This is a genomic window from Rhodococcus sp. MSC1_016 (genome assembly GCF_023667485.2).
GTDB lineage: Bacteria > Actinomycetota > Actinomycetes > Mycobacteriales > Mycobacteriaceae > Rhodococcus_F > Rhodococcus_F oxybenzonivorans.
Map to the genome: position 1 here is coordinate 3,419,489 of NZ_JAMOZI020000001.1, position 22,844 is coordinate 3,442,332.

The 22,844-nt window shown below is 67.3% G+C and carries 19 protein-coding genes and 1 pseudogene; 2 read left to right on the forward strand and 18 right to left on the reverse strand.

Annotated elements, in window-relative coordinates; all coding sequences use genetic code 11:
* Positions 1 to 3 precede the first annotated feature (3 nt).
* Genes L1080_RS15820 through L1080_RS15865 form a run of 10 tightly spaced genes read right to left on the reverse strand, consistent with a single transcriptional unit; the run spans position 4 to position 11,073 of the window.
* A complete protein-coding gene (locus L1080_RS15820; RefSeq protein ID WP_250770387.1) occupies positions 4 to 1,311 on the reverse strand; it encodes an MFS transporter in 1,308 nt (435 codons plus the stop codon).
* On the reverse strand, positions 1,308 to 2,057 hold the full coding sequence (locus L1080_RS15825; RefSeq protein WP_250770390.1) for a hypothetical protein: 750 nt from the start codon (positions 2,055 to 2,057) through the stop codon (positions 1,308 to 1,310). Before L1080_RS15825 ends, L1080_RS15820 begins: the two co-directional genes overlap by 4 nt.
* Positions 2,054 to 2,974, reverse strand: a complete 921-nt coding sequence (locus tag L1080_RS15830; protein WP_250770393.1) for a branched-chain amino acid transaminase — start codon at positions 2,972 to 2,974, stop codon at positions 2,054 to 2,056. The genes L1080_RS15825 and L1080_RS15830 overlap by 4 nt, the downstream gene beginning before the upstream one ends.
* Positions 2,971 to 4,239 carry a GNAT family N-acetyltransferase gene (locus L1080_RS15835; RefSeq protein WP_250770396.1) on the reverse strand — a complete coding sequence of 423 codons (1,269 nt, stop codon included), beginning with the start codon at positions 4,237 to 4,239 and terminating at the stop codon, positions 2,971 to 2,973. Before L1080_RS15835 ends, L1080_RS15830 begins: the two co-directional genes overlap by 4 nt.
* Entirely contained in the window at positions 4,236 to 5,462 is a 1,227-nt protein-coding gene (locus L1080_RS15840; RefSeq protein ID WP_250770399.1) for an ATP-grasp domain-containing protein, read from the reverse strand. The genes L1080_RS15835 and L1080_RS15840 overlap by 4 nt, the downstream gene beginning before the upstream one ends.
* On the reverse strand, positions 5,459 to 6,514 hold the full coding sequence (locus L1080_RS15845; RefSeq protein WP_250770402.1) for an Ldh family oxidoreductase: 1,056 nt from the start codon (positions 6,512 to 6,514) through the stop codon (positions 5,459 to 5,461). Before L1080_RS15845 ends, L1080_RS15840 begins: the two co-directional genes overlap by 4 nt.
* On the reverse strand, positions 6,511 to 7,995 hold the full coding sequence (locus L1080_RS15850; protein WP_250770405.1) for a GNAT family N-acetyltransferase: 1,485 nt from the start codon (positions 7,993 to 7,995) through the stop codon (positions 6,511 to 6,513). The genes L1080_RS15845 and L1080_RS15850 overlap by 4 nt, the downstream gene beginning before the upstream one ends.
* Entirely contained in the window at positions 7,992 to 9,305 is a 1,314-nt protein-coding gene (locus tag L1080_RS15855) for a KamA family radical SAM protein (protein ID WP_250770410.1), read from the reverse strand. Before L1080_RS15855 ends, L1080_RS15850 begins: the two co-directional genes overlap by 4 nt.
* Positions 9,302 to 10,318, reverse strand: a complete 1,017-nt coding sequence (locus L1080_RS15860) for an AurF N-oxygenase family protein (protein WP_250770413.1) — start codon at positions 10,316 to 10,318, stop codon at positions 9,302 to 9,304. The genes L1080_RS15855 and L1080_RS15860 overlap by 4 nt, the downstream gene beginning before the upstream one ends.
* A complete protein-coding gene (locus L1080_RS15865) occupies positions 10,315 to 11,073 on the reverse strand; it encodes a TauD/TfdA family dioxygenase (protein ID WP_374433646.1) in 759 nt (252 codons plus the stop codon). Before L1080_RS15865 ends, L1080_RS15860 begins: the two co-directional genes overlap by 4 nt.
* A gap of 246 nt (positions 11,074 to 11,319) precedes the next feature.
* Here L1080_RS15865 and L1080_RS15870 point away from each other — a divergent pair, with 246 nt between their 5' ends.
* Complete coding sequence (locus L1080_RS15870) at positions 11,320 to 11,682, forward strand: VOC family protein (RefSeq protein ID WP_250770421.1); 363 nt, start codon at positions 11,320 to 11,322, stop codon at positions 11,680 to 11,682.
* Positions 11,683 to 11,733: 51 nt separating this feature from the next.
* Here the strand turns inward: L1080_RS15870 and L1080_RS15875 are convergent, their stop codons facing one another.
* From L1080_RS15875 to L1080_RS15910, 8 genes and pseudogenes are all read right to left on the reverse strand, one after another.
* Entirely contained in the window at positions 11,734 to 12,066 is a 333-nt protein-coding gene (locus L1080_RS15875) for a hypothetical protein (protein WP_159920864.1), read from the reverse strand.
* Between the two features lie 92 nt (positions 12,067 to 12,158).
* Positions 12,159 to 12,629, reverse strand: coding sequence for a MaoC/PaaZ C-terminal domain-containing protein (locus L1080_RS15880; protein WP_159920862.1), 471 nt, complete (start codon positions 12,627 to 12,629; stop codon positions 12,159 to 12,161).
* A gap of 99 nt (positions 12,630 to 12,728) precedes the next feature.
* A complete protein-coding gene (locus L1080_RS15885; RefSeq protein WP_236603424.1) occupies positions 12,729 to 13,475 on the reverse strand; it encodes a hypothetical protein in 747 nt (248 codons plus the stop codon).
* On the reverse strand, positions 13,472 to 15,820 hold the full coding sequence (locus L1080_RS15890; protein ID WP_159920860.1) for a WXG100 family type VII secretion target: 2,349 nt from the start codon (positions 15,818 to 15,820) through the stop codon (positions 13,472 to 13,474). The genes L1080_RS15885 and L1080_RS15890 overlap by 4 nt, the downstream gene beginning before the upstream one ends.
* Positions 15,817 to 16,221, reverse strand: coding sequence for a hypothetical protein (locus L1080_RS15895; protein WP_159927026.1), 405 nt, complete (start codon positions 16,219 to 16,221; stop codon positions 15,817 to 15,819). The genes L1080_RS15890 and L1080_RS15895 overlap by 4 nt, the downstream gene beginning before the upstream one ends.
* Positions 16,222 to 16,375: 154 nt before the next feature.
* A pseudogene (locus tag L1080_RS15900) lies at positions 16,376 to 17,677 on the reverse strand (type I glutamate--ammonia ligase).
* Entirely contained in the window at positions 17,677 to 19,620 is a 1,944-nt protein-coding gene (locus tag L1080_RS15905) for an acyl-CoA thioesterase/bile acid-CoA:amino acid N-acyltransferase family protein (RefSeq protein WP_159920856.1), read from the reverse strand. The pseudogene L1080_RS15900 and the gene L1080_RS15905 overlap by 1 nt, the downstream one beginning before the upstream one ends.
* Positions 19,621 to 19,706: 86 nt before the next feature.
* On the reverse strand, positions 19,707 to 20,885 hold the full coding sequence (locus L1080_RS15910; protein ID WP_159920854.1) for a PucR family transcriptional regulator: 1,179 nt from the start codon (positions 20,883 to 20,885) through the stop codon (positions 19,707 to 19,709).
* A gap of 198 nt (positions 20,886 to 21,083) precedes the next feature.
* Between L1080_RS15910 and L1080_RS15915 the strand changes: the two genes are divergently transcribed.
* A complete protein-coding gene (locus L1080_RS15915) occupies positions 21,084 to 22,826 on the forward strand; it encodes an aldehyde dehydrogenase family protein (protein WP_250770424.1) in 1,743 nt (580 codons plus the stop codon).
* The last annotated feature ends 18 nt before the right edge of the window (positions 22,827 to 22,844 follow it).

The following is a 22,844-nucleotide window of genomic DNA, read 5'->3' on the forward strand; positions in this document are numbered from 1 at the left end:
TTTTCACCGTGCTTTCTGGAGTGGGGACGCCGGTAGCTGCTGGTCCGAGAGAGTTTGTGCGCGTGCACGTTCGGCGTGGCAGCGACGCGCCGCCGTCCGCGAAAGAAACGCTGCGGCACCGAACGTGCCGGCCAGGACAGGCCAGGCGATCAGCCCGGCCGGCAACAGGACGACGACGAGGAGGGTGGGGCCGACCACCTTCTGGCCGGTCATTCCGAGACTGAACGCGCCGAGATAGCGGGCGATGGCAGGCTGCGGCGACAGTTCCGCCGACAACTCCCACGCCGCCACCGAGTGGAAGTTCTCGGCAACGGATAGCACTACGACCGCGAGCAGAACGGCCACCACCGCGGTAGGGGTCGCGGCCAGGTGTCCCAGTGCGAGCAATCCACAGCAGATCGCCATCAGGGCTCCGGTCGCGATCATGAGTCGAGTGGCCGCGGCCGTACCGCGGGCGAATCGGGCCACATACACCTGCAGCACCACGGTCAGGACGGTGTTGACCGCCATGAACACCGGCACCCACACGAGCGGCACCGCGGTGTACTCGAGAATCCAGATCGGCAGCAGAACGATCAGCACGGTGTCGTACAGCGCCAGCACGCCGTTCCCGACGGTGAACACCATGAACCACCGATCACGCAGTGGTGAGCGCACCGCGGCCGCGGCCGGATCCTCTTCGGCGCGAGAAGGTCTGCGTGCCACAACCGTTCCCGTCCTGCGCAGGACGAGTCGCACGGCCACCGCGACGGCGAGAAAGGAGATCCCGTTTCCCACGAACAGCGCCGTGAAGGCCGCCTGCGCGCCCGTCGCGAAGACGATGCCTGCCAGAAGGAACCCGACGGTCAGTCCCACATTTCGGATAGCGCGGATGGTGGCCATCGTCCGGGTGCGGTCGTGACCGCCGATCACAGCTGTGATGACGGCTTGCTGGATCGGACTGCTCGATCGGTCGGCGGCAGTGAGCACCACGGTGAGCAGCAAGTAGGCAGTGAAGTCGGAGACAAGAGCAAAGCAGCCGTAGCCGAGACCACGCACCACCAGCAGGGCGACGTAGAACCGCGCCGGACCCACCCGGTCGGCAAGCCTGCCCAGGGGCACCGGGGCGAGCAGGGCGAGCGCCCCCGCCATGGTGGTCGCAAGGGCGATCTGATTGGCGCTGAGGCCGACGACGCCGATGAAGTACAGGGCGAAGGACGCGAAGAACATGCCGGTACCGAGCGAGTCGATCCCGGCACCGACGGCCAGCGTGCGACCGGCGGGACTGCTGGGAAGCAGCAGACCACCGAGTCGCCGTAGGCCCGGGTTCACGGGAGGATTCCTCGGGTCGCGAATGCTCGGACGAGATCCGCCGAACGGTGCACGTGGGTGGCGGTGGCGGCCTCGGGCGCATGGCCGCGCACATGATTCCAGGCATACCGGCGTGCCGCGTTGACGAGCAGTTCGACTGTCGGAGCGGTCAATACGGTCGAGTTGGCCTGCGCGATCAGAGCGGCGGCGATCAGTAGCCGGCTCATCCTGTCCACCAGCACCCATCCCGCGGCAGCCACGGTCGCGGGATTTGCCCCGACCCATTCGTGGCGTGTGGTGGCCACGACGGCGAGGCCGTCGTTCACCATCTGCCAGGCGGCGAGCAACCGCCCTTCGGGCGCCGGTCCGAGCAGTTCGCGGGTCCGGTCGGTGACGGCGTCGAAATGCGCGGCCACCGTGAGCAGTTCCAGTGCGTGGACGGTAAGCACCCAGCAGTCGCTCCGCGCACCGGTGGGCCCGCCGGCGGAAGCGACATCCACGGCGAGCGAGTATGCGACGGCGCGCCGTGCCGCGCGTCGTGCCCGACCGTGGGACGCCTCCGGCAGCGCGTGCCATGCCCGCGCACCCAGCACGGTCACCACCCGGTCGGCGACCTCCTCCCGTCGAGCGACAGCGGTGGGTGCGTCTTCGGATTGATCTGTCCCGCTGACGAACTCGGCGACCAATCCTTCCAGGATACCGAGGCCACCACCGGCCCAGGCGTCGGCGACCTGGTCGGTGGTCGAGAGCAGAGAACGTGTGTTCATGCGAACTCCAGCCAGTGTCGGTAGGCGGGCACGCGCCCCCGGACCACGTCGTGGAAGACGTCGCGCAGTTGCTTGGTGATCGGACCGCAACCACCTGCGGCGAGCGGGCGGTCGTCGACCGACGCCACCGGGACGATCTCGGCCGCAGTGCCGGTGAGGAAAGCTTCGTCGGCGACGTAGAGTTCGCTGCGGGTCAGGCTCTGCTCCTTCACTGTGAGCCCCAGATCCCGGGCGAGGGTGATCACGGTGTCCCTGGTGAGCCCGGGCAGAATATTGTCGCTGATCGGCGGCGTGATCAGTACGTCGTCGCGGACGGTGAAGATGTTCGCTGCGGACGCCTCGGCCACGTGACCGGTGGCGGTGAGCATCAGCGCGTCGTCGTAACCGGCGCGCAGCGCGCCCACCTTGGCCAGTGCCGAATTGACGTAGGCTCCGGTCGCTTTGGCGAGCGGTGGAACGGAGTGGATGCCGTTGCGCTGCCAACTGCTGACCATCAGGCGACAGCCGTCCTGTTCCGCGGACTCACCGAGGTAAGAACCCCAGGGCCAGGCCGCGATCGCCACCCGGGTGCTGTCCAACGCCGGAGCGACGCCCATCGAGCCGTAACCGAGGTAGACGATCGGGCGCAGATAGCCGGAGTCCAGGCCGGTGTGGCGCAGCAACTCGAGGGAGGCCTCGGTGAGCTCGTCCACCGACCACCCCGGGTCCATCAGATACACCCGGGCCGAGTCGTGGAGCCGTCGTAGGTGATCGCGGAGCCGGAACACCGCGGGGCCGCTCTCCGTGTCATAGGCACGGATGCCCTCGTAGACACCCCATCCGTAGTGCAGGCTCGGTGTCAGCACGTGGACCTGGGCCTCGTCCCACGCGACGAACTCGCCGTCCATCCATACAGTGCTGGTCGGGGTCAGTTTCATCGTTCCACTTTCGGTTCGGTAGGGGCAGTGAGGTGTCGGGACGCGACCGGCGCCGCGGGCGCACCGACCAGTTCGAGCCGGCGTTCGATGCTCTGTGATTGCAGCGCCAGGGTCTCGGAAAAGATGTCGGAGCCCGCGCCGCGGAAGGAGAACCAGCCCCAGCGAGGGCGTAGTTGGCACCCGCGAGCATGTTTGGCCTCGTAGGCGGCCATGCCGTAATGGACGTGACGGATGCCGTGCTCCACGGCCCACCTCGCCGTCTCGTGGTACGTCAGCGTGAGATAGCAACCGCGAACATCGGCGGCGAATCCCGCGGTCCGCGCGAACAGCGTGTCCCGGGTGCGTAGATACAGCACGAAACCCACCAGCCGATCCGCGCGTTCGGCGCGCAGCACTACACACGCGTCACCCAATTCCTCGCGGACGGCGTCGAAGTCGCGGCGAACCCGATACTCGCCGCCGGGCAGTCCGTACTTGGCCCGGTGTGCGACCTGGAGGGCGATCACCTCGTCGTCGAGTGCCTCCGGCCCACACCGGACCGCTGTGCGCATGCCTGCCCGCTCGTAGTCCGCGACCTCCTTGCGGAGCCGCACACGCCGGCGCTTACTCAGCCCCGCCACGTACTCCGCCCAGCTGTCACCGGCCAGGTCCTGCACGCCCTCAGCGCCCAGCAGTGTTGCCGTGTATCCGGCACGGGAGGCGCAGTGGTCTACCGCCTCGGCTTCCGGCTCGCCGACATACAGCAATGCCACACTTCGGCAGCCGAGTTCGTCGCCGGCCTGCTGCAGCAGCTCGGGCAGGACGGCCATGACGGCCTGGCGCTCGTCGTGCGTGCGGCCGGGAGTGTGCGCGACCCCGTGGTGGTTCCCGAACGTCGCGAGCGCGAGCGACGGATACTGGTCCTCGCGCGCGCCGGGCAGCGCGGCGCTGAGCTCCGCCCAGCGCTGCCGATCAGTCTCGTCGAGCAGCTCGGGTTCGGCCAGCGCACCCGGAGTTCCCACCAGCCTGGGCGGATCATAGAAGAGCAGGCCACCGGGCTGTGCGGTGAACAGCAGCGGAGCCAGGGCGACGGTCTGTCCGTCCTCCCGCACCTCGAGATAGCGAACGTCGTGCAGGTCGGTGCGTTCGACGAACCGGCACCACCTCGCGTCCTCCCAGATGATGTCCGGCTCGGCGAATCCCGCGAAATCCAGGGCGCTCGGGCGGGCACCGGAGGGAAGGAGGTGGGCGGTGAGGCCGCCGGTGAGGATGCTGCTGCCGGTCATGCTGCGTTCTCCGTTTCGTCGCGGTCCCATTCGAATTCGGCGGCAACACGGTTGGCGGTGGCGACGAGCCGGCGCCCGAGAGCGGTGAAGTCCGAGTCGGTGAGCACCCAGAAAGCGAGGAAGTCCGCCGACTTACGCCCGCTGTATCGGGTGGCGCTCCAGTGGTCCCCGACGTGGGTGTTCACCGTGAAGTCGTGGACACCGGGCGGTGCGTCGGGGATTCGCCGCACCCGGCCCTGCCGGGGTGGCACGCCGTAGAACGCGGCGTGTGGTGCCGTTGTCACGTGCCGGCGTACCGCGTCCACGTCGATGGGAAGGCCACATTCCACGCGCGCCCACAGGTGCCGTGGATCGATTCCCAGAATGTGCCGCAACATAATCGGAATCGGTCCGCCGCCGATTCGGGCAGCCACCTCGCACAGGACAATGTCGCCGCTGCCGGTGACGAAGAACTCGGCGTGCACACAGATCGTGGGAGGCGAGGCGAGTGCATCGACGAGTCGCCAGGTCTCCTTCACCAGGCGCGCATGGAGTGGGTCTGCGGTATCGACCGACTGCGAGCCGAACGGGGCATCGGTCCAGTGTTCGAGGCAGCCCTGGCCGGTGTAGCGGGAGGCGACCGCCGCCACCGGGTGTCCGGCCACCCGGAATGCGTCTACATGGTGCACCGCGCCGTCGACGAACTCTTCGACCTCGTACGGAGTTGCCGCGAGGTCGTCGGCGAGGCCGTCCGCCTGTGTGGGCGAATCGAGGACGTATACGCCGGACGAACCGGATCCACTGCGCGGCTTGACCACCACACGTCCCGGGTGGTCCGCCATGAAGCCGGTGATGTCGGCCGGGGTGCACACCGCCGCAAAAGACGGCACGAGCAGTCCTGCCGCGCGGGCTAGTTCTTTCATCAGAATTTTGTCGCGGTAGGCGGCCGCCGTGCCGGTGTCGAGCCCGGGCAGACCGAGGTCGCCGCGCAACACCGCGGCCCGCTCGACGTCGACCTCGGCCAAGGCGAGCACGGCGGTCGGGCGGTGCCAGCGCGCAAGAGCGCGAGCGGCACGCAGCACCGCGGCGTCGTCGCTGTAGTCGGCGACCGGAATGACCTCGGCGAATCCCTCGGCCGGTTCCGCTCCCGCGGCACAGACCGCCACCATCCGTCCACGCTCCTCGGGAAGCCACTCGGCGAACGGCAGCCCCGCAGCCCGTGGGCTGATCAGCACGAGAATCATCGGACCATCTCCTTCTCCGGGTCGGCAGCGACGTTCCCGGCCAGACCGGCCAGCACTTCCGCGGTTCGCGCGTCCAGCGGTATTCCCCGCTCCGACCGTTCTCGTTGGTGGGCGCGCTGAGGATCGCCGGGCGCCACCACGGGGGCGTCCGTCGCCGGCGTCGCCGCGCGGACGGTATCCAGAAGGTCGACCAGTCCGGCGGTGAAACTGGTCTGCCCGCTGAAGGCACCCGGGTCCAGCGCCAGGACGAAGTGACCGACGCCGCGACTGCGGCCCGGTGTTCCGTCGCCGACCTGCGCGAGCCGCCAATCCGGCGGCGATCCGGTCAGCACGGCCCCGAGGAGGGTGACCGCCATCGCGAGGCCCTGCCCCTTGTACCCGCCAAGCGGCGACAGTGCGTACGCCTCGTCGGGCACCTCGGTCGGACGGCCGCAGAGGTCGGTCGCCCAGCCGCTGTTCAGTGGGCGTCCCTCGGCCCGGCGCTGCTTCACCTCACCGAAGCACACCTGGCTGGTGGCCATGTCGAGCGCGAACTCGTCGTCTCCGACGCCGGCCGCCACGCTGATCGGGTCGGTACCGAACAGCGGCTCAACCCCGCCGAACGGCGCCACCCGCGAGGCGGCGGAGGTCACCGCGATGCCGACCAGCCCGTGCCGGGCCAGGTGCCGGGTGTACACCGACGCCGCACCGAAGTGGTTGGAATTGCGCACCCCCACCGCCGCGACACCGAATTCCCGGGCTCGCTCGGCGGCCAGCCGGGCGGCGGCCAATCCTGCGAGTACGCCCAGCGCGCCGTCCGCATCCAGCAGGAGGCCCGCCCCGCGGTCCGAGACCACGGTCGGCGTGGCCGTTGCCTTCGCGACACCGGTCGCGAGCTCGTCGAGATACTGCGGAAGCAGCCGCAGACCGTGAGTGTCGATGCCGCGCAGGGAAGTATCGACCAGGGCGTCGGCGACCTGCTCGGCGTTGCCCGCCGGGACACCGGCCTCGCGGAACGCCCGCGCGGCGAGGGTGCGCGCCTGCTGCTCGGGCCATCGAGTGGGGTTGATCATGAAGCACTCCAATATATGAAGACGTGGGGTCCGATGCCGGGGATGTCGTATTCGGGTCCGAGAACGCGGAAGCCTTGTGCGAGATAGAAGCCCGCGGCGGTGGTGCGCGCGTTGCACCACAGCGCGTCGGCGCCGGACAGCACCGCGTTGGTGCGCACGGTGCGGAGAAGCGCGCTGCCCGCGCCGGTGCCGCGGACCTCCTCGAGGGTGGCCATGCCGCGCAGGCGACGACCGCGGCCCGCGGCCAGTCCCGGCACGGTGTACTCGGGATCCTCGTCGTAGAGGGAGGCCACCCCGACCACGCGCCCTGCGTCGAGGGCGGCGAAATGCCGGGCGCCGCGAGCAGAGTCCTCGGGATAGGCGCAGGTCGCCAGGGGTTGCCCGGGCCGCAGCACTCGGTGGCGGACCGGTCGTACCGCTTCGGCGCTCACCGGCCGAACGCGCCAGCCGTGGGCGGTGGGGTCGGGCAGGTAACCGGACCCGGGCCGATCCGGGAGACTGACGCGGCCGGAACCGTCGAGCGAGACCCCGAAGCCGGTGTTCACGGCCAGCAGGTCGACGGCGTCGACGTCGAGGTAGTCGGCCAGTCCGCCCAGGTGGGCGGTGGCCGACACCCCGGCCACCGACTCGGGCATGCAACCGAGCATGGTGAGCAGACCGTGCTCGCGGGCCCGGCGCAGCAGCACGAGGGACGGGGTGATGCCCCCGGCTTTCATCGGTTTGACGTTGATGCCGTCGAACGCCTCGGCGCATGCGGCGAAATCCTGCATCGAGGTGATGCTCTCGTCGGCGATCACCGGGATCGGGCTGTGCTGCTTCAGGGTTCGGGTGTCCCACCACGCCGACCGCGGAAACGGCTGCTCGATCAACTGCACGCCGAGGTTCTGCAGGGCGGGCAGCACCGGGAGCAGTCGGGACAGCGTCCAGCCGCAGTTGCCGTCCACATAGAACGGTGCACTCGTGTGGCGGCGGAGTTCCTCGAGCACGGTGAGATCACCCGGATCGGCGAGCTTGATCTTGTACGCCGCCCATCCGGGCCGCTCGCACAGTTTGTGGACCATCATCTCGGTCTCGTCGAGCCCGATACTGAAGCTCGAGCGCAATTCCTGCGGAGAGTCCAGAGCGAGGGCCCGCCACAACGGCACGCCGAGCAGTCGGGCCCGCAGGTCGTGCACCGCGGTATCGAGGGCGGCCAGGACGAACGGCGAATCGGGCAGCGCCGCGAACAGCCTGCGCCACACGGCAAGCGGGTCGTCGGGGCCGAGGTCGGCCAGTAGCGGGGCGATCCGGCGCAGATCCGCGTGGAGCTGGTCCACCCCGGAGTTGTAGTGGGCGGTCATGAAAGCGGAAGCCTCACCGAATCCGGTGGCACCGTCCTGTTCGACCTCGACCACGAGGGCCCGCTGGACCGGGATCGCTTCCCTGGCCGAACGCCACACGTGCCTCTGCGTCAGGCTGATTTCATGTGCAGTGACTCTCACGAGAGTCCCCCGAAGAATTCGCGGTCGCGCGGGCCGTACGGGCGTAGTTCGTCCCACCACTGCGCGTGCTCGTCGTATGCGGCGAAGAACGGCCTGCCGACCATCTCCGGGTTGCGGGCCTGCAGGTAACGCAGCGCGAACGCGCGTCCGCCGTCCAGCTCGACGACGCCGTCGATCACGACCTTTCCGGGTGATGCCGACATCACCGGTCCACGTGCGGTCCGGCCGAGACCGGAGACTTGTTGCAACGCCTCTCGATAGATGTCGTAGGCCCTCGCCAGCGGCAGACCGTAGTACGGCCGGGCGCCGGTGTCCCGTTCGACGAACATGTAGTAGGGCACCACGTTGTGACGCACCTGCGCCTGCCACAGATCTGCCCACGCACGCGGGTCGTCGTTGACGTGACGCACCACCGGGGCCTGGGCGCGCAGCACCGCTCCCGTGGACGCCAGCCGAGCGAGCGCCGCCTTGGCCGCATCGGTTTGCAACTCCGCGACGTGGGACAGGTGCAGCATCACCGCGACGTGCTTACCCGCTGCGGTCAGCCGCTCGAGTAACCGCAGCACGCTGTCCGCTTCGGGTCCGGCCAACAGGCGGTAGGGCCAGAACGACACGGCCTTCGTTCCGATCCGGACCGTGTCGACGTGTGCGCGTTCGGGTTCGAGAAGGGGCTCGAGGTAGGACGCCAGCAGATCGGTCCGCATGACCAGCGGGTCGCCGCCGGTCAACAGGACGTCGGTGATCATCGGGTGCCGATCGAGATACCGGGTCATCGCCTCCGGCCCGGACACGGCCATCCTGAGGTCGGGCTGGTCGACGAATTGGGCCCAGCGGAAGCAGTAGCCGCAGTAGCTGTGGCAGGTCTGTCCCTGGCGGGGAAACACCAGCAGTGTCTCGGCATATTTGTGTTGCATCCCCGAGCCGTCGATGTCGTCGTGCTGGGGAACGTTCATGCTCATCTGGTCGCCGGGGTGCGGGTTGAGGGAGCCGCGAACCGTGTCGGCCGCCTTGCGGATTCCGGCCCGGTCGCCCTGCACCACCGCCTGTTCGATCACCGCGAAGTGTTCGGCTTCGAGCATGTCGCGGTGCGGAAAGGTCAGGCGGTAGATCGGGTCGTCGGGTGCACGGTCCCAGTCGATCAGTTCGTCCACCACGTAGCTGCTGACCTTGAACGGCAGTACCTGGGACACCACGTGTGCCTCGTGTGCGAGGACCGGGTCGCCGGTGCGTTCGACGACGAGCTTGCGTAGCCGGTCGCCGCTGATCGACCGGGGGTTGAGGGCCGTGTGGGTATCGAGGGCGAGTGTCATGTGTTGGTCACCGCCAGACCCCAGTCGAAGTCGACTTCCCCGAGGACATCCATGTCCGACATCAGCGAGTGGAGGCCGCTGTAGTCGCGCACGAGCCGCGCCCCGGAACTCTCGGAGCGAACGTCGGCGACCATCCGTTCCCAGCCCGGCACCCGCTCGATCCGCAAGATTGCCTCCCAAGTGGAGTAGTCGGTGGCCACGAACGCCTCCAGCCCTGCCACGAGCATGTCGAGGAAGAAGCGGCGCTTCTCGGCGTCCAGCACGTCGTACACGAGCTTCGCCATCTCGTCGGAGATCGACGCATGGCAGTACTCGTCCCGGTTGTGCAGTTGCGCGGTGGTGGAATTGACCACCTGGATGTCCCGATCGCCGGCAAGAAGATCGAGGTACGCGTTGATCGAAATTTCGGAGACGGTGGCAAACGCCAAGGTGGTGAGGCTGCGCTGCCAGCGCTCCGCGGCCTCGTCCCGCAAACGACTGTGCATGCGGGAGGTATGCGACTCGGGAAGCGCGCTGTCGGGGAACAGGTGCCCCCGTTTGCGTCTCGTCAGCGCGCTCGCATTGATGTGCATCAGGGAGTGGTACTGCTCGTCGACCATGGCCTGGGCGAGCGCGATCTCCAAATCCGGGCCACCGAGTCCGGGAAATTCACCGTCCATTACCAGCGCAAATGCCGGGTTGGCGACACGTTGCTCGGCCAGCACCGTGTGCCGGTTGTAGGCGATCCACGCCCAGCTCAGCAGCCGCGACCGCATCGCATCGGGCATCGCCTGCCACGTCGGGTGGGCGCGGAACGGCACGAGTTTCTCCGGATAGTCCGCCCGGCCGGCAACGAACAGCTCGTCGAGGTCGGGCTCGTCGCGCTTCACCGTCGACCGCCGGTGCCAGTTCCCCGCGAGGCGGCGGATAATGGCGTTCTCGGTTTCGTCGGCGGGGTCGAACGCCGGCAGTCCCGGAAAGTGCACCAGCCCATCGGCATCGGAGCGTTGCAGTTGAAGGTCGTCGATGGTCATGCGCGGCTCCGGTCGCCGGCCCAGAAACGAGTGAGGTGACGGGTGCGGTCGGCGTACTCCGACCGGGCGTGCAACATGCGCTGGTTGTCCCAGATGAGCAGCGCGTTCTCCGGGATCAGCACACGCGTGCGCAGCGTGTGGAACAGGTCGCTGACGCGGTGCGCCAACCGGCGGCCGGCCTGACCGAGCGGCAGCAGGGAGTCGTCGATGTCGGCGTCGCGGTGGGGATCGTAGTCGGCGGCGGTGAGCAGGTTGTAGCTGAACCGCAGAACGGTGCGCCCGGTGGCGTCCGATCCCAGCATGGTGGTGCGCACACCGCCGTCAGGGCCGGGAAAGACGAGTTCGGCGTCGGTCATCAGCGCGAGCTCGGCCGGTTCGAGGGCCTCGACCAATCGCCGTACGTCGAGGAGGTCGGTGTGCCCTCCCCCGCAGCGCGCCTGGCGGTGACAGAACAACGCGAGATAGGCGGGACTCGGATTCCATCCGGGAGCCTCGGTGTGCGCCAGAATCGTGTTCGCGCTCTGCGAGTACGCCCGGTGATCGTTTCCCGGCCGGTAAGTCACGTCATGCGTGAGATGACCGTTGTACTGCGGTACCAAATTCCCAAGGGAGCGAACCACTTCCGCAGCAGCGGCTCGATCGGCCACGTCGCGGACGAGGACGTAGCCGTCCTCCTCCAGCGTCCTTCCCTCGAGGCGGTCCGCTCCTGCTTTTGAGCTTTCCGCCACGGAAACGGCACGGCAATAGGGCGACATCTGTTCCTCCATTTCGAAACCCGACCGGGATGTGAAATCCGTGATGCCGACCATCGGAGATCGGGATCGTTCGGAATCGGTTTCGTCAAGGATGCGGTCGCCTCGCCGCGGACACCACCCACCCTAGGGGAGCCGAAATGCCACCCGGTGACAGTTCACGACACCGTCACTCGACTGCCGAGGCCGGTCCGGAAGTCGGTCGCCCGGCGTAGCGTCACCTCCACGATCTCGGACGGAGGAGTGCTCATGTCAGGTGACGTGTCGTTTTTCGAGTTGGGTGTGGCCGACCCCGAACAGGGCCGAAAGTTCTATTCGGCCCTGTTCGGCTGGCAGTTCGAACCCGGTCCCGGCGGGTCCGGATACGCGATCAACACGCCCAATGTTCCGGGCGGCATCCACGGCGGCGACCCGGGCGCGGGCCCGTACGTGTTCTTCCGGGTAGCTGACCTCGACGCCGCCAAGCAGAAGGTCCTGGCGCTCGGAGGGACGGTCGATGCGGTCGACCTCGGAGAAGAGCCCGAGTCGGTGGCACGGTTCGGACGATTCACGCTCTGCCACGACGACCAGGGATCCGCGTTCGGCCTACACCAACCTCCAGCCGGCGCATGACGTCGCCGCCCCGGCCTGGACACTGCCGGGGCGCGTCGGGCCGAGCCGAGGTTACGGTTCGTTCGGGGAGTCGCCGCCGCCCTCGTCACCGTTGTAGGTGGCGGGCTGCGGGATGCCGTCGTCGGGGCCGTCGCACCAGTTGTCGTATTGGTTGTAGGGGTCGGCACCCCAGGCCGGAACGTTGTTCTCGTAGGGTTCTGCCCAGTCGTCGCAACCGGCGGGGCCGTACTGCGGAACTCCGGGGGGCAATGGTTGCACCACATCCGGTGCTCGCACCGGGACCACAGCCGAGTCGAGAGCGTCGCCCCACGCAACGCCGGTGGTTCCCACACCGAGCGCAGCCGCACACACCGCGACCGCGGCCAATCTGATGCCGACCTTCATGATGCCTCCATAGGTAGGTGACTCTGCCCATGGGCGATACCCAAAGAATCGACAAACAATCCTTTACGGCGAAAATTCCCTCGGAATTCCTGTCAGGGCCTGCTGCGCATGAACATCTCGGTGACCATCGTGAGCATCGGCTGGCCGTCCCCGTTGACGATCTCGGCGGCAGCAGTCACCAGGCCGCGCCCGCGGTCGTCCAGCACGACATTGTCGATCAGCATGGAACCGGTGAGGACCTCCCCCGGTCGGACCGGGCGGAGGAAGTTGACGTTCCGGAGGCATTTGCCGGCGATGACGCTCCAGTCGTTAAAGAGACTGGTCACGGTCAGCCGCTGGCAGATCGCGATCGTATGCACACCGCTGGCGATCAACCCGCCGAAATATCCGCCCTCTGCAGATTCGCGATCGATGTGAAAAGACTGCGGATCCCATTGGCCGGCGAATTCCACCAGCTCCTGCTCGGTCACCGTGTACGAGCCCAGCTCGAACCTGTCACCCGCCGCGAGGTCATCTGCGTAGACGACGCCGTTTCTGCTGCCCACTTCATACCGTCCGATCACTCCCACGAACCCCCGCCGAGCACAGGGGCCGCAGTCGAGGATAGGACCGGGCGAACGCGGCGGTGACGGTGCCCTTCCACCGGCGGTCGGGGCCGGCCGTCAGCTCTCGTCGTACCGCGGCCACCCCGGATACGGAGCAAGCGTCGGGTAGGGGGTGTCGTGTGGGAGGTTCGCCTTCTGCGGTCGCACATCCCTCCCATCCGGCATCCGCGAGTCGCACTCGGCATAAGCGTTCTGATCGCGCGCGCCCTTCACATGCTCGGCAAGTGTCCAACCATCGAACACGTTGATGGTGGGCGCGCGTTCCGGTCCGTAGGACCTCACCGACGTCGCTGACGTGTCATTCGGTGCGATCAGTTCCACGGTCTCCGCATTCACATACTTCGACCCGATGTTGTAGAACTTCTCGTCCTGACCCACTTCCATCACCGAGTAGTCGCCCGTGCAGATCGTGGCGAACCAACCACGTTCGGTCTTCATCATCCACATCAGGTGTTGGAACTGGGTGCCGACGTACCGCCGCTCGGTCGGGTCGACGGGGTGGTCGAAGTCGGCTCGCTTGCGCTGGGGAACCGCCTCGGCGAATCCGGGATACGCGGCCGAGAGAGAATTGCTGTTGATCGAGAGGTAATAGGACTCCACATACGCGCGAACAACCGTCGCCTGCCGGCTGTGCAGATCGATGCCGGGATCAGCCGACCACCGATAATTGAAGCCCACATTGTCGGGAACCGAGTACCTCGAGACCGTCTCGACCGCTGGTGGCTCGGGCTCCGACCCACTCGATCCGCACCCTGCTGCCAGCACGGATGCCGTGACCGCTACGGCGATCAAACGTCTCTTCACTGGCCGTACGTCGCATTCTGAACGTATTCACGCCCTGCGTTCAGTTGGTCTATGAACTCACCCAATCCCGTGTATCCCGACTCGACGATGTAACTGGAAAGGTTCGCACCGAGAACCGGGAGATTCGAATCGGGGCGGTCACCCGCGATCTCGTTGTATGACAGCAAGGGGCCGTTCTCCCCGTCGCGGAATCTGTCCAGACCCTCGTAGGGATCAAGCACTCCACCATTCGCCGACTGAATCCCCAGGGCAATTTGGTAGTACTGCTTCGCGAGGTGCGACTCATCGGAGAATTGAGTGTTCTGCTGCGCAGTATTATCGGGCACCGCGCCCATCACCGCGCTTTTGAATGCCGGATCCGCAAGATCGATCCCACTCGATATCAGGGGGCCGGCACCAGGAATGAACTCGACGCTTTTACTCACAACTGTTCTGATGGTGTCGTAGGCAACGCCTTTGTTCTCGAACCCGGACGAAGTACTTGACGCTTCGTCCCCAGATCGGTCGGCGAACTCGAGGTCGAATCCTTTATCTACGACGCCCTGAATGCTTCCTGCCCACCATCCGTATTGATCGTGCGAGATATGAGGAGCAGGTGAATCCAACGCCCACGCTTGCTCGAGCTGAGCCGACATTCCGAACGCCTGCGCGTTGAAGTAGCTTGCCGCATCGACGTTGGAGTCGATCACCGAAAAGAGGCGGGGCGCGTTCTCGAGCCCGAATTCTCCACCGGTCGAGCTAGTGAAACCCGAAGTGCCTGCGAAGTCGCCGGGTACCCCCACCATATTGCCGATGTAGGGTGCGAGCGTTGCGCCCAACGCCTGCGTGATGTCGGGGTTCACCTCACCGATTGCCTGCCCCTTCATCCCCGGTATGTCGAGTAGCTCGGCGTCTTTCGCGGCGAGGATCTGTGCGAGTCCGAATGCCGATTCGCCGGCCTGTCGCGACCGGAAGATTTCGCCGGGATCGGACGGATCTGAGGGCCTTGCGTCGTCGGCGATCCAGTCGAACATTCCGGCCACCTTCTGTTCGCCGCCGTCAACCCAATTACGTTGCAGCAGAGGCATGATGATGTCGTCGCGGTTGTAGTCGGCCGGCATGCCTTCGCCGGACAGGATGTTGTGGACGGCGACATGATCGCGACCACCGACGCCGACCATGTCCTGTAGGAGGGTGTCGACGCTGTCGCGACCCAGCGTGTTGTGGTCGAACGAGTCCCCGATCAAGAGACTCTTGTCGTTGGTGGCCGAGGCGATCTCGCCGGCACGGGAGAGGAGGCTCTCGCTCAGCTCACTGCCCTGCTGGACGCCCGGGTCCGCGAGACCGAAGGCTTTGGTGAAGCGTGCCAGGTCGTCGCCGTTGTTGACGACCACAGACGGTTGTGGGGCGTCGTGCGCGCCCTTCGTGAGGTTGCCGGTCGACGTCACTGGGCCCACGAACAGCCCTCGAAGGCTTTCCGGGATGTGGCTCCGACCACCGACGTCTCCGCCGGCACTGCCGACGTTGTAGTTCGACACCACGGCGAGACCGTTGGACAGGGCGCTGGCGGCCTCGGTGCGTCCGTTCTCGCTGTACTGCTCGGACAGGGCGAGGAAGCCGTCCTTGCCGGCCGCCGTATAGAACTGCTGCAGGAAGTCGATCGTTCCCTGTGGAAGATCGGTGACCTTGCCGCCGTCGGCCAGCGTCTTCACTTGTTCGGGAGTGAGCCCTGCGGCCGCGATCTCCCGGGCAACACGGTCACGGACGTCCTGCGGAATGTCGGAACCGGCTCGCGCAACCTGCTCGCCCAGCGCGGTGCCCTCGTGCCCCGACAGGCCCGCGGACGCCGGGGCACTCGCCGCCACGGCGCCGAGCGCGTCCCGGATCGCCGTCGCCATGTCCCGATCGGCGGTGTCGAGGTCCGTCAGCGCTCCACTGAGTTGGCTGCGCCAGTACTCCATCAAGTCGGCATGTTCGGCGGCCGCGGCCTCGCTCATCGTCGTCGGCAGGCTGACGATCTGCCAGTCGTCGGAGACGGTGAATCCGTCGGTTGCCGCCTTGTCGATCACGGTGGCGACATAGTCCCGCGCATGGCTGAGGCGATCGGCCCCACCGACGAGTGCGTTCGACAGATCCTCCAGATCGTCGGCGAGCCTTCGGATTTCCGTGCGTTCACTGTTCGCTCGCTGCTCGGCAGCCGCCTGCGCCGGACCGCGCCAGTCGTCGTTCCGGCCCAGATCCGCGACAGCACGCTGGACGTCGTCCGCCCGGGTTCGCGTGTCTTCGGCGGTCCGTCCGATTTCCTCGCCCGCCAGTGTGAGATCCCGCGGATTCCAGACATGCAGTTGCGACCTACGCGGAATCACATCTCCCCCATCGCCGACAACTGCGACGCGAACGACGTGTCGGTGACCTCGTAATTCTCGGCCCCGTCACCCGCGATGAACGCCATTTCGTCGATGCGACTGGCCGCGACTCCCAGCGCGGACGCGAGGATGTCGCCGGCGTCACGGCACGCCGCCGCTATGTCGGACCCCTCGACGGCCCGAACCGCATGCTCGAAGCTACGGCGGCCACCCAACGCCTCGACCTCGCGCGCAATGATGTCGAGCGCAGTGGACATCGCGCGCAGCATGTCGGGGTCGACCTTGACAACCGCAACGTCCGGTCCGCCGAGTATCGGCGGCAACCCCCGGACTGTGTCCAGCGGAAGCTGCGTCGCACCGGTCCCGTCCAGCGACGCAATGACACTGTCCGGCCACGACATATCGCCCTCTGACAACGAATTCTCCCCCTGATATCCGCATCGAGGCCCACCCCCGGACCCGGGTCACCGACATGCTCGGCGACCGTGCAAAGAATAGCGGACGTCCTCACACGAATGTGTGACCGCGGTTCCGCATCCGGAGTTCCGCAACTGACTAGGACGTCCACGCGTACCGGAAAAGTTGCGCGACCTCGTCGACCGGTTTCGCCCGGTATTCGGCGTGCTCGTAACCCCTGACCGCCACGAGCGCTTCCATGACCAGCGGCCCGAACAGGTCGCGCGCGAGCGCCGACGACTCGAATGCTCCGAGCATGTCGGACGACGGGGTCTGGAGAAGATCGACGGCGTGGGTGCCGGACAAGTCAGCGGGGTCGACCGACACCTCGTCCGGGAGCGTAAGCTCGCCGGTGATGCCGTCGTGGGCGGCACCGAGAATGGCGGCGCTACTCAGATACGGGTTCGCGGACGGGTCGATAGGTTTGATTTCCAGGTTCGCGCCGTGCGGATTCCCGGCAGTGTCCGCGCAGAGGCGGACGGCTGCCTCGCGGTTCTCCAGGCCCCAGCAGCGGAACATCCCTGACCACATGCCTGGGCGCAAGCGCAGGTGCGACAGCACCGATCCGGCGAGAACGGCCGTGAACTCGGGTAGCGCCCGCAGAATCCCGGCGACCGCGGCGCCACCGGCGGGAGTCAGCCCGTGCGGGCCCGGCCCTCCCGACAGGATCGGCACGCCGCGTTCGGTGAGCGACACGTGCTAATGGGCACCGTTACCCGCCCCACCTGCGACGGGCACGGGTGAGAACGACGCCCGGAGTCCCTGAACGCGCGCGACCCGGCTGATCAGGGCGCGGGCCAGCACCGCATTGTCGGCCGCCTCGACGGGACCCGTGGGGGCGAGCGACACCTCGAATTGACTCAGCCCAGCCTCGGCGTGGACCTGTTCGATCGGCAGCTCCGCGCTCGACGCCGCCGCCAGCAGCCGTTCGAAGAATTCTTCCTGCGCGAGAACGGCATTGAGGCCGTACGCGGACCATTCTTCGGTGCTCGCCGCGTCGAAGAGCGTGAACTCGATCTCGTGGCCGGTTCGTGCGCTCAGACCGGACTCCGCCAGCCGCGTCGTCACCCGCCGCAGCGCGCCCCGGGTGCACGCCTCCGACGGTGTTCCGTCCTGCTCGCACAGATCCGCCGGAGCCCAGTACGTGCCGTTGCCGAGGTCCCGGACCTCGTCGGGGTCGATGCGGAGCCGAAGATCGCCGGTCACGGAGAAGGAGGGCGTGAACGCGAGATGGTCGTCGACGCAAAACACACTCCAGCTCGATGACGCCCCCGCCCCCGCTTCGGCGAAGGCCGACAACCGTGAACGCGGAAACACTTTGGCCCGCGAGACACCCGCCATATCGACGATCGATCCCACGACGCGGTCCGAGGGTGCGGTATTCCCGCCTCCGGTGCCCATCAGGCACTCGTCGTGGCGGCCGTGCGGGACAGGAAACCGAGGACGCACTGTATCGCTTCACGTTGGGCCCGCGCCTGCCCGATGCCGCCCCCACCGAGGGCGATGCCACCGGTCCACTGGGCATCCGACGGAAACATTCCCCACCGAACCAGGTGGCCGGCGCCGGGAAAGCATCGGTGCTCGTCGTGTCGCTCCGCGCGCCGCGCCAGAAGGGCGGTGGCCATGTCGACCGATGGCCAGAGCTCGTCGTCCTCACCGGTCAGGCACAGGAGCGGCGCTGCGACACGCTCGGAGTGCAGTGTCGAATTCGCTGGTGCGGCGGCGAAACCGGCACGATAGGCGGTGCCGAGCCGAAGCAGGCTGGGCCGCCCCGCGGCGATGTCGCGGTGGGCGTGCCACGCGTTCCGGATGAGCTGCGGCATCAGGGTCCCGCCGGGGAGCGGCGCCCAGGGAACTGCCCGGCCGCGACGCGTCCACGACGGCGTATCGGGGATTTCCCCTTCGGGTCCGATGGCCTGCCACGACACCGAACTCGGGCTCGTCAGTACGAGACCATTCACGTCGATCAATCCGTCGCAGGCGGCGGCGAGCAGTCCTTCCGCACCCCGGGACGTACCGACGGCGATTACGCGATCGCGGTCCACCTGTGCGAGTGTCCGCAGGAACGTGACCGCAGTCGCGAACCGTTCGAGCGGGATGTCGACCAATGTCGGCTCCGTGCCCGACTCGTCGACCCACGAATACGCCAGCGCGGCCCAGCCGTGTGATGCGAGCATCTCCAGGTTGGAGCGCTGCGAGTCGACGCCACCCTCGGAGCCACCGAAACACACGACTCCCGGCCACCCCGCGGCGGGCGCGTCGCCGGCGGGTAAGGCGAGGAGCGCGGGGCGGCCGTCGACCTCCCGTTCGGTGACCGTGACGCCCGGGGCGGCAGCGCGGCGAATCACGGTCCGTCGCACCCTTCCCCGCGCAGACGTGACGTCGACCGTGACGTTCCATGGACCGGCCGGGGGCACGAACAGGTCGGGTACGCGATCGTCCGACACGGACCGCATCGCCCACAGCGGAGCGTCGCTGTCTGCCACATCCCAGTCGCCGCGCACCGGTGCCCGCGAGGCGACGTCGACGGTTCCGTCGGCAGGGACCACGAACATTGCCTCCGAACGCCACCGCGAGCCGAAGAGATCCGTTCCTGTGGTCCGGACAGTGAGCGCGGCACCCGGCTCCGCGCCGCGGACGGCGACCGCGAAGGGTTGATCGTGGCGGGAATCCTCGACGACGTCGAGGACCAGGCTCCCTTCCGCCCGGTCCTCGGGCGGCGACGGTTGCGATACCACCGTCGGCTCCATCGAGGACTGCTTCGCGAGAAGATGCGACGTCTTGTCGAACCACCCGGGAAACATCGCCGAGACCAACCCGGCCACACCCATCAGCGTGTAGGGCAGAACCCAGTAGCAGACGATCGACAGGGTGTCCCCGTCATCGCGCATGGTTGCGTCACCATCGACGATCGGCGGTATCAGCGACACCAGCGTCATCGCACCGAATGCGGCCACCCACATCCAGGTCATCGCCGTGGTGACGTACCGGAAGCCGCCGCCTGCGGCGGTCGCGGCGTCGACGCTTCCCACCGCATATTCGCGAACGAACGGCCGTCCCACCAGTACGCCGACCGCGGCGATCGCGAACAGCCCGAAGTTGCTCAGCGGCTGCAACCATCGCGCCAGAACGGCGTCGTCGACGAGGAGGGCGGCAATGAGCAGCAGCGCGAAAACGGCAACGGTGCCCACTTCGAGAGTGCGCCACGGTTGACGGCGCGCCCGTTGCAGCACCTGCCCGGCCAGTGCGATACCGAACGCGACAGCGACTGCAGTGACGAACCCCGTGTTGCCCACGAGAATCCAGTAGACGATCCACGGCGCAAATCCGATGACGAATCCCATTGCACTGCCCCACTGCCCGGCATCCCGGGCTACGACGGCCGACTGGCACTCATTGTCGGGCCTGCGACGTGTTCGGGGACTCGATTTCAGGAAGCGAGCAGTTGATGCGCCCGCAGGCCGACATAAAGTTCGGCGGCGTCGATGGGATCCGAGAAGTTCCGCCCGGTGAGGCTGTGGATCCTGCGCAACCGGTACAGCACAGTGTTGCGGTGGTAGTGCAGCTGCGCGGCGGCCGCAGTGGTGGAGCCGTGGCAGGCGAACCACGCGTCGAGTGTGGAGAGCAGACTGTCCTGCTCCTCCGGCGGCAGCGCCAGCACCGGTCCGAGAATCTGGCCCGCCGCAAGCTTGCTCGCTTCCGGCGCACTGACCAGCAGCAGCGAGACGGGCACGGACTCGTATCGCGTGACCGTGCTACCACCAAGTCCCGCGCACCGGCGGGCGACACGGGCCTGCTCGACGGCGGCGCTCGTCCCCGCAGGCCGGGTGAATGTGGAGCTGACTCCGACCCGGGCATCGGCGCGGCCGAGAAATGCGAGCGCTGCCTCGACGAAGTCGGCGGTGGATGCCCACAACAACCCGATTCGGCCGTCGACCTCGGTGTCCCACACGGACTCGACTCCCACGCCGCGCAGCTCGGCCTCCAGCAGATCCGCCGAAGACGGTGACGCCGCCGATTCGACCGACACGACCACAAAGGTGCTGTGCTCGGGGATGCGGAACGTGCGCAACGCATCGGCAGCTCCCGCCGGATTCGCCGAGTGCTCCCCGAAAAGCGTCCTCACGAGCCGGCCGCGCGACTCGGCGTCCTCCCGGGCACGGAGGTCAGCGGTCTCGCGGTAGGACTCCGCGGCACTGTCGGAGTACACATCCACCAGCGCCCACACCTGCGCAGCCATCTCGAGCAGCGCGTTGGTGGCCCGGCCCTCCGAGCGGTCCATCAGCTCATCCCAGATGAGCCGGCCACCGAGTCGGAACGCGTGGAGCAGGGCGGCGAGCGGCACACCCTGTTCGGCCTTCAGCTGGCCGGCTGCCCGCGCCGCCTCCAGACGGATCGGCGCGATGCCGGCGAGGTTGCCGAGCATCGCCGTCAGGTTGTCGAGGCAGGCCCCGTACAGCTGCTCGGGGGTGAGCAGAGTCGCCTCGATGTAGCCGTGCTCGGCAGACAGGATTCTTTCGGTGAGGGTCTGGGACAGCTCGTTCACCGATTCGAGCATGTCACCTAGTAAATCAGTGGGCGACGGCGCGATGTCCGGACTGGCAACCATTCGGCAAGACTATCGACCGGCCGTCCGTACCGCCACACCCTTGTTGTGCGACGGCATAGGGACAAAGTGGACATTTGACAGCCGCCGCCTATGGCGCAGCAGCCGGGGATGCGACGAGAATCACAGTCCTACGCCCACAGCCGTTCAGCGTCTGTGGCGATGTTCTCCATGTAATCGACCCGAGCGGAGATGTCCACAGTGAGCACTTCAAACCCCGAGGCCACTCCCCCACCCTCCGGCGCGGCCGAGCACGCGGCCGTCGACGCAGCCCTCGCCGACCTGGCCGAAGGCGAGGAGAACTGGGCTGACCTGTCCCTGTCCGAACGCCGGAAGCTTCTCGACAAAGTCCACGACCTCACCGTGCAGCACGCCGCGGACTGGGTGGACGCTGCAGTCGGGATCAAGGGCCTCGACCCGAAGTCGCCGCTGGTCGGTGAGGAATGGATGTCCGGCCCGTATTCCGTCGCGACCGCCACCGCCGCACTGTCCGCAAGCCTGGCAAAACTCGAGGCGGGCGGCAGTCCCCTCGACGGCGCCACCTTCGGCACGGCGCCCGGCAACCGCACCACCGTCAAGGTTCTTCCCCTCAACATTTTCGACAAACTACTCCTCAGTGGTTTCAGCGCCGAGGTGTGGCTGCAGCCGGGGATCGATCGTGCAACGGCACAGCGGGACGCCGGGTTGGCTCAGCGAGACCCTTCCCACACCCGGGGCATCGGTGTGGTGCTCGGCGCGGGCAACATCACCTCGATCGCCCCGCTGGACACGCTCTACGAACTGATCGCCCACAACCGCGTCGTCGCGCTCAAGCTCAACCCGATCACCGACCCGTTGCTGCCGGTCCTCACACGGGTGCTCGAGCCACTCATCTCCGTGGGCGCCGTCCGCCTCCTCACCGGTGGCGCCGACGTCGGGACCTATCTGGTGCACCATCAGCAGATCGATCACGTCCACATGACGGGTAGCGCACTCACCCATGATGCGATCGTCTTCGGCACAGGCGAGGAAGGCGCGGGGCGCAAGGCCGCGAACGAGCCGATCCTCGAAAAGGAGATCTCGAGCGAACTCGGTGGCGTATCCCCCACCATCGTGCTGCCCGGTGAATGGAGCCACGCCGACATCAAGTTCCAGGCCGAGCACATCGCCACCCAGCGGCTACACAACGGTGGCTACAACTGTGTCGCGGCACAAGCGGTCGTGGTGTCATCGGAGTGGAAGCAGCGTAACGAGTTCCTCGCCGCTCTGCGCGACGCCCTCGATCGAGCACCGGACCGTTCCGCCTACTACCCGGGCAGCGACAACCGTGTGGCCGGAGCGGTTGCGTCGTTCCCCAAGGCCGAGCGTCTGGGCAAGAACGGTAGGCGCGTGCTGGTGACGAACCTCGACCCCGGCGAATACGAGCCACTGCTGCAGACGGAGTACTTCGCTCCGGTCCTCGGCGTGATCGACCTTCCGTACCAGGGAAACGAGTTCGCGAGGCGGGCGGCACAATTCGTGAACGACGACTTCGTCGGTACGCTCGGGGTGAACATCGTCGCGACACCGCAGACCATTCGCTCGATGGGTTCGGCGTTCGACTCCTTCGTGGAGAGTCTGCGATACGGGACCATCGCCATCAACGCCTGGACCGGCGTGGGATACCTCACCGCCACCGCCACCTGGGGCGCCTTCCCCGGCCACACGGTGAACGACGTCCAGAGCGGAATCGGTGTGGTCCACAACGCGCTGTTGATCGACCACCCCGAACGCACCGTGGTGCGAGGACCGTTCCGCCCGTCACCGCGATCGGTGATGAAGCGGGAGCTGTCCATTTCACCCAAACCGCCATGGTTCGTGAACAATCGCACCGCCGCCACCACGGGGCGCCTACTGACCGCCTTCGCCGGAGCACCGTCATGGAAGCGGCTCCCGGCCATCTTCGCGTCCGCGCTGCGTGGCTGACGCACCGCTGTCTCGACT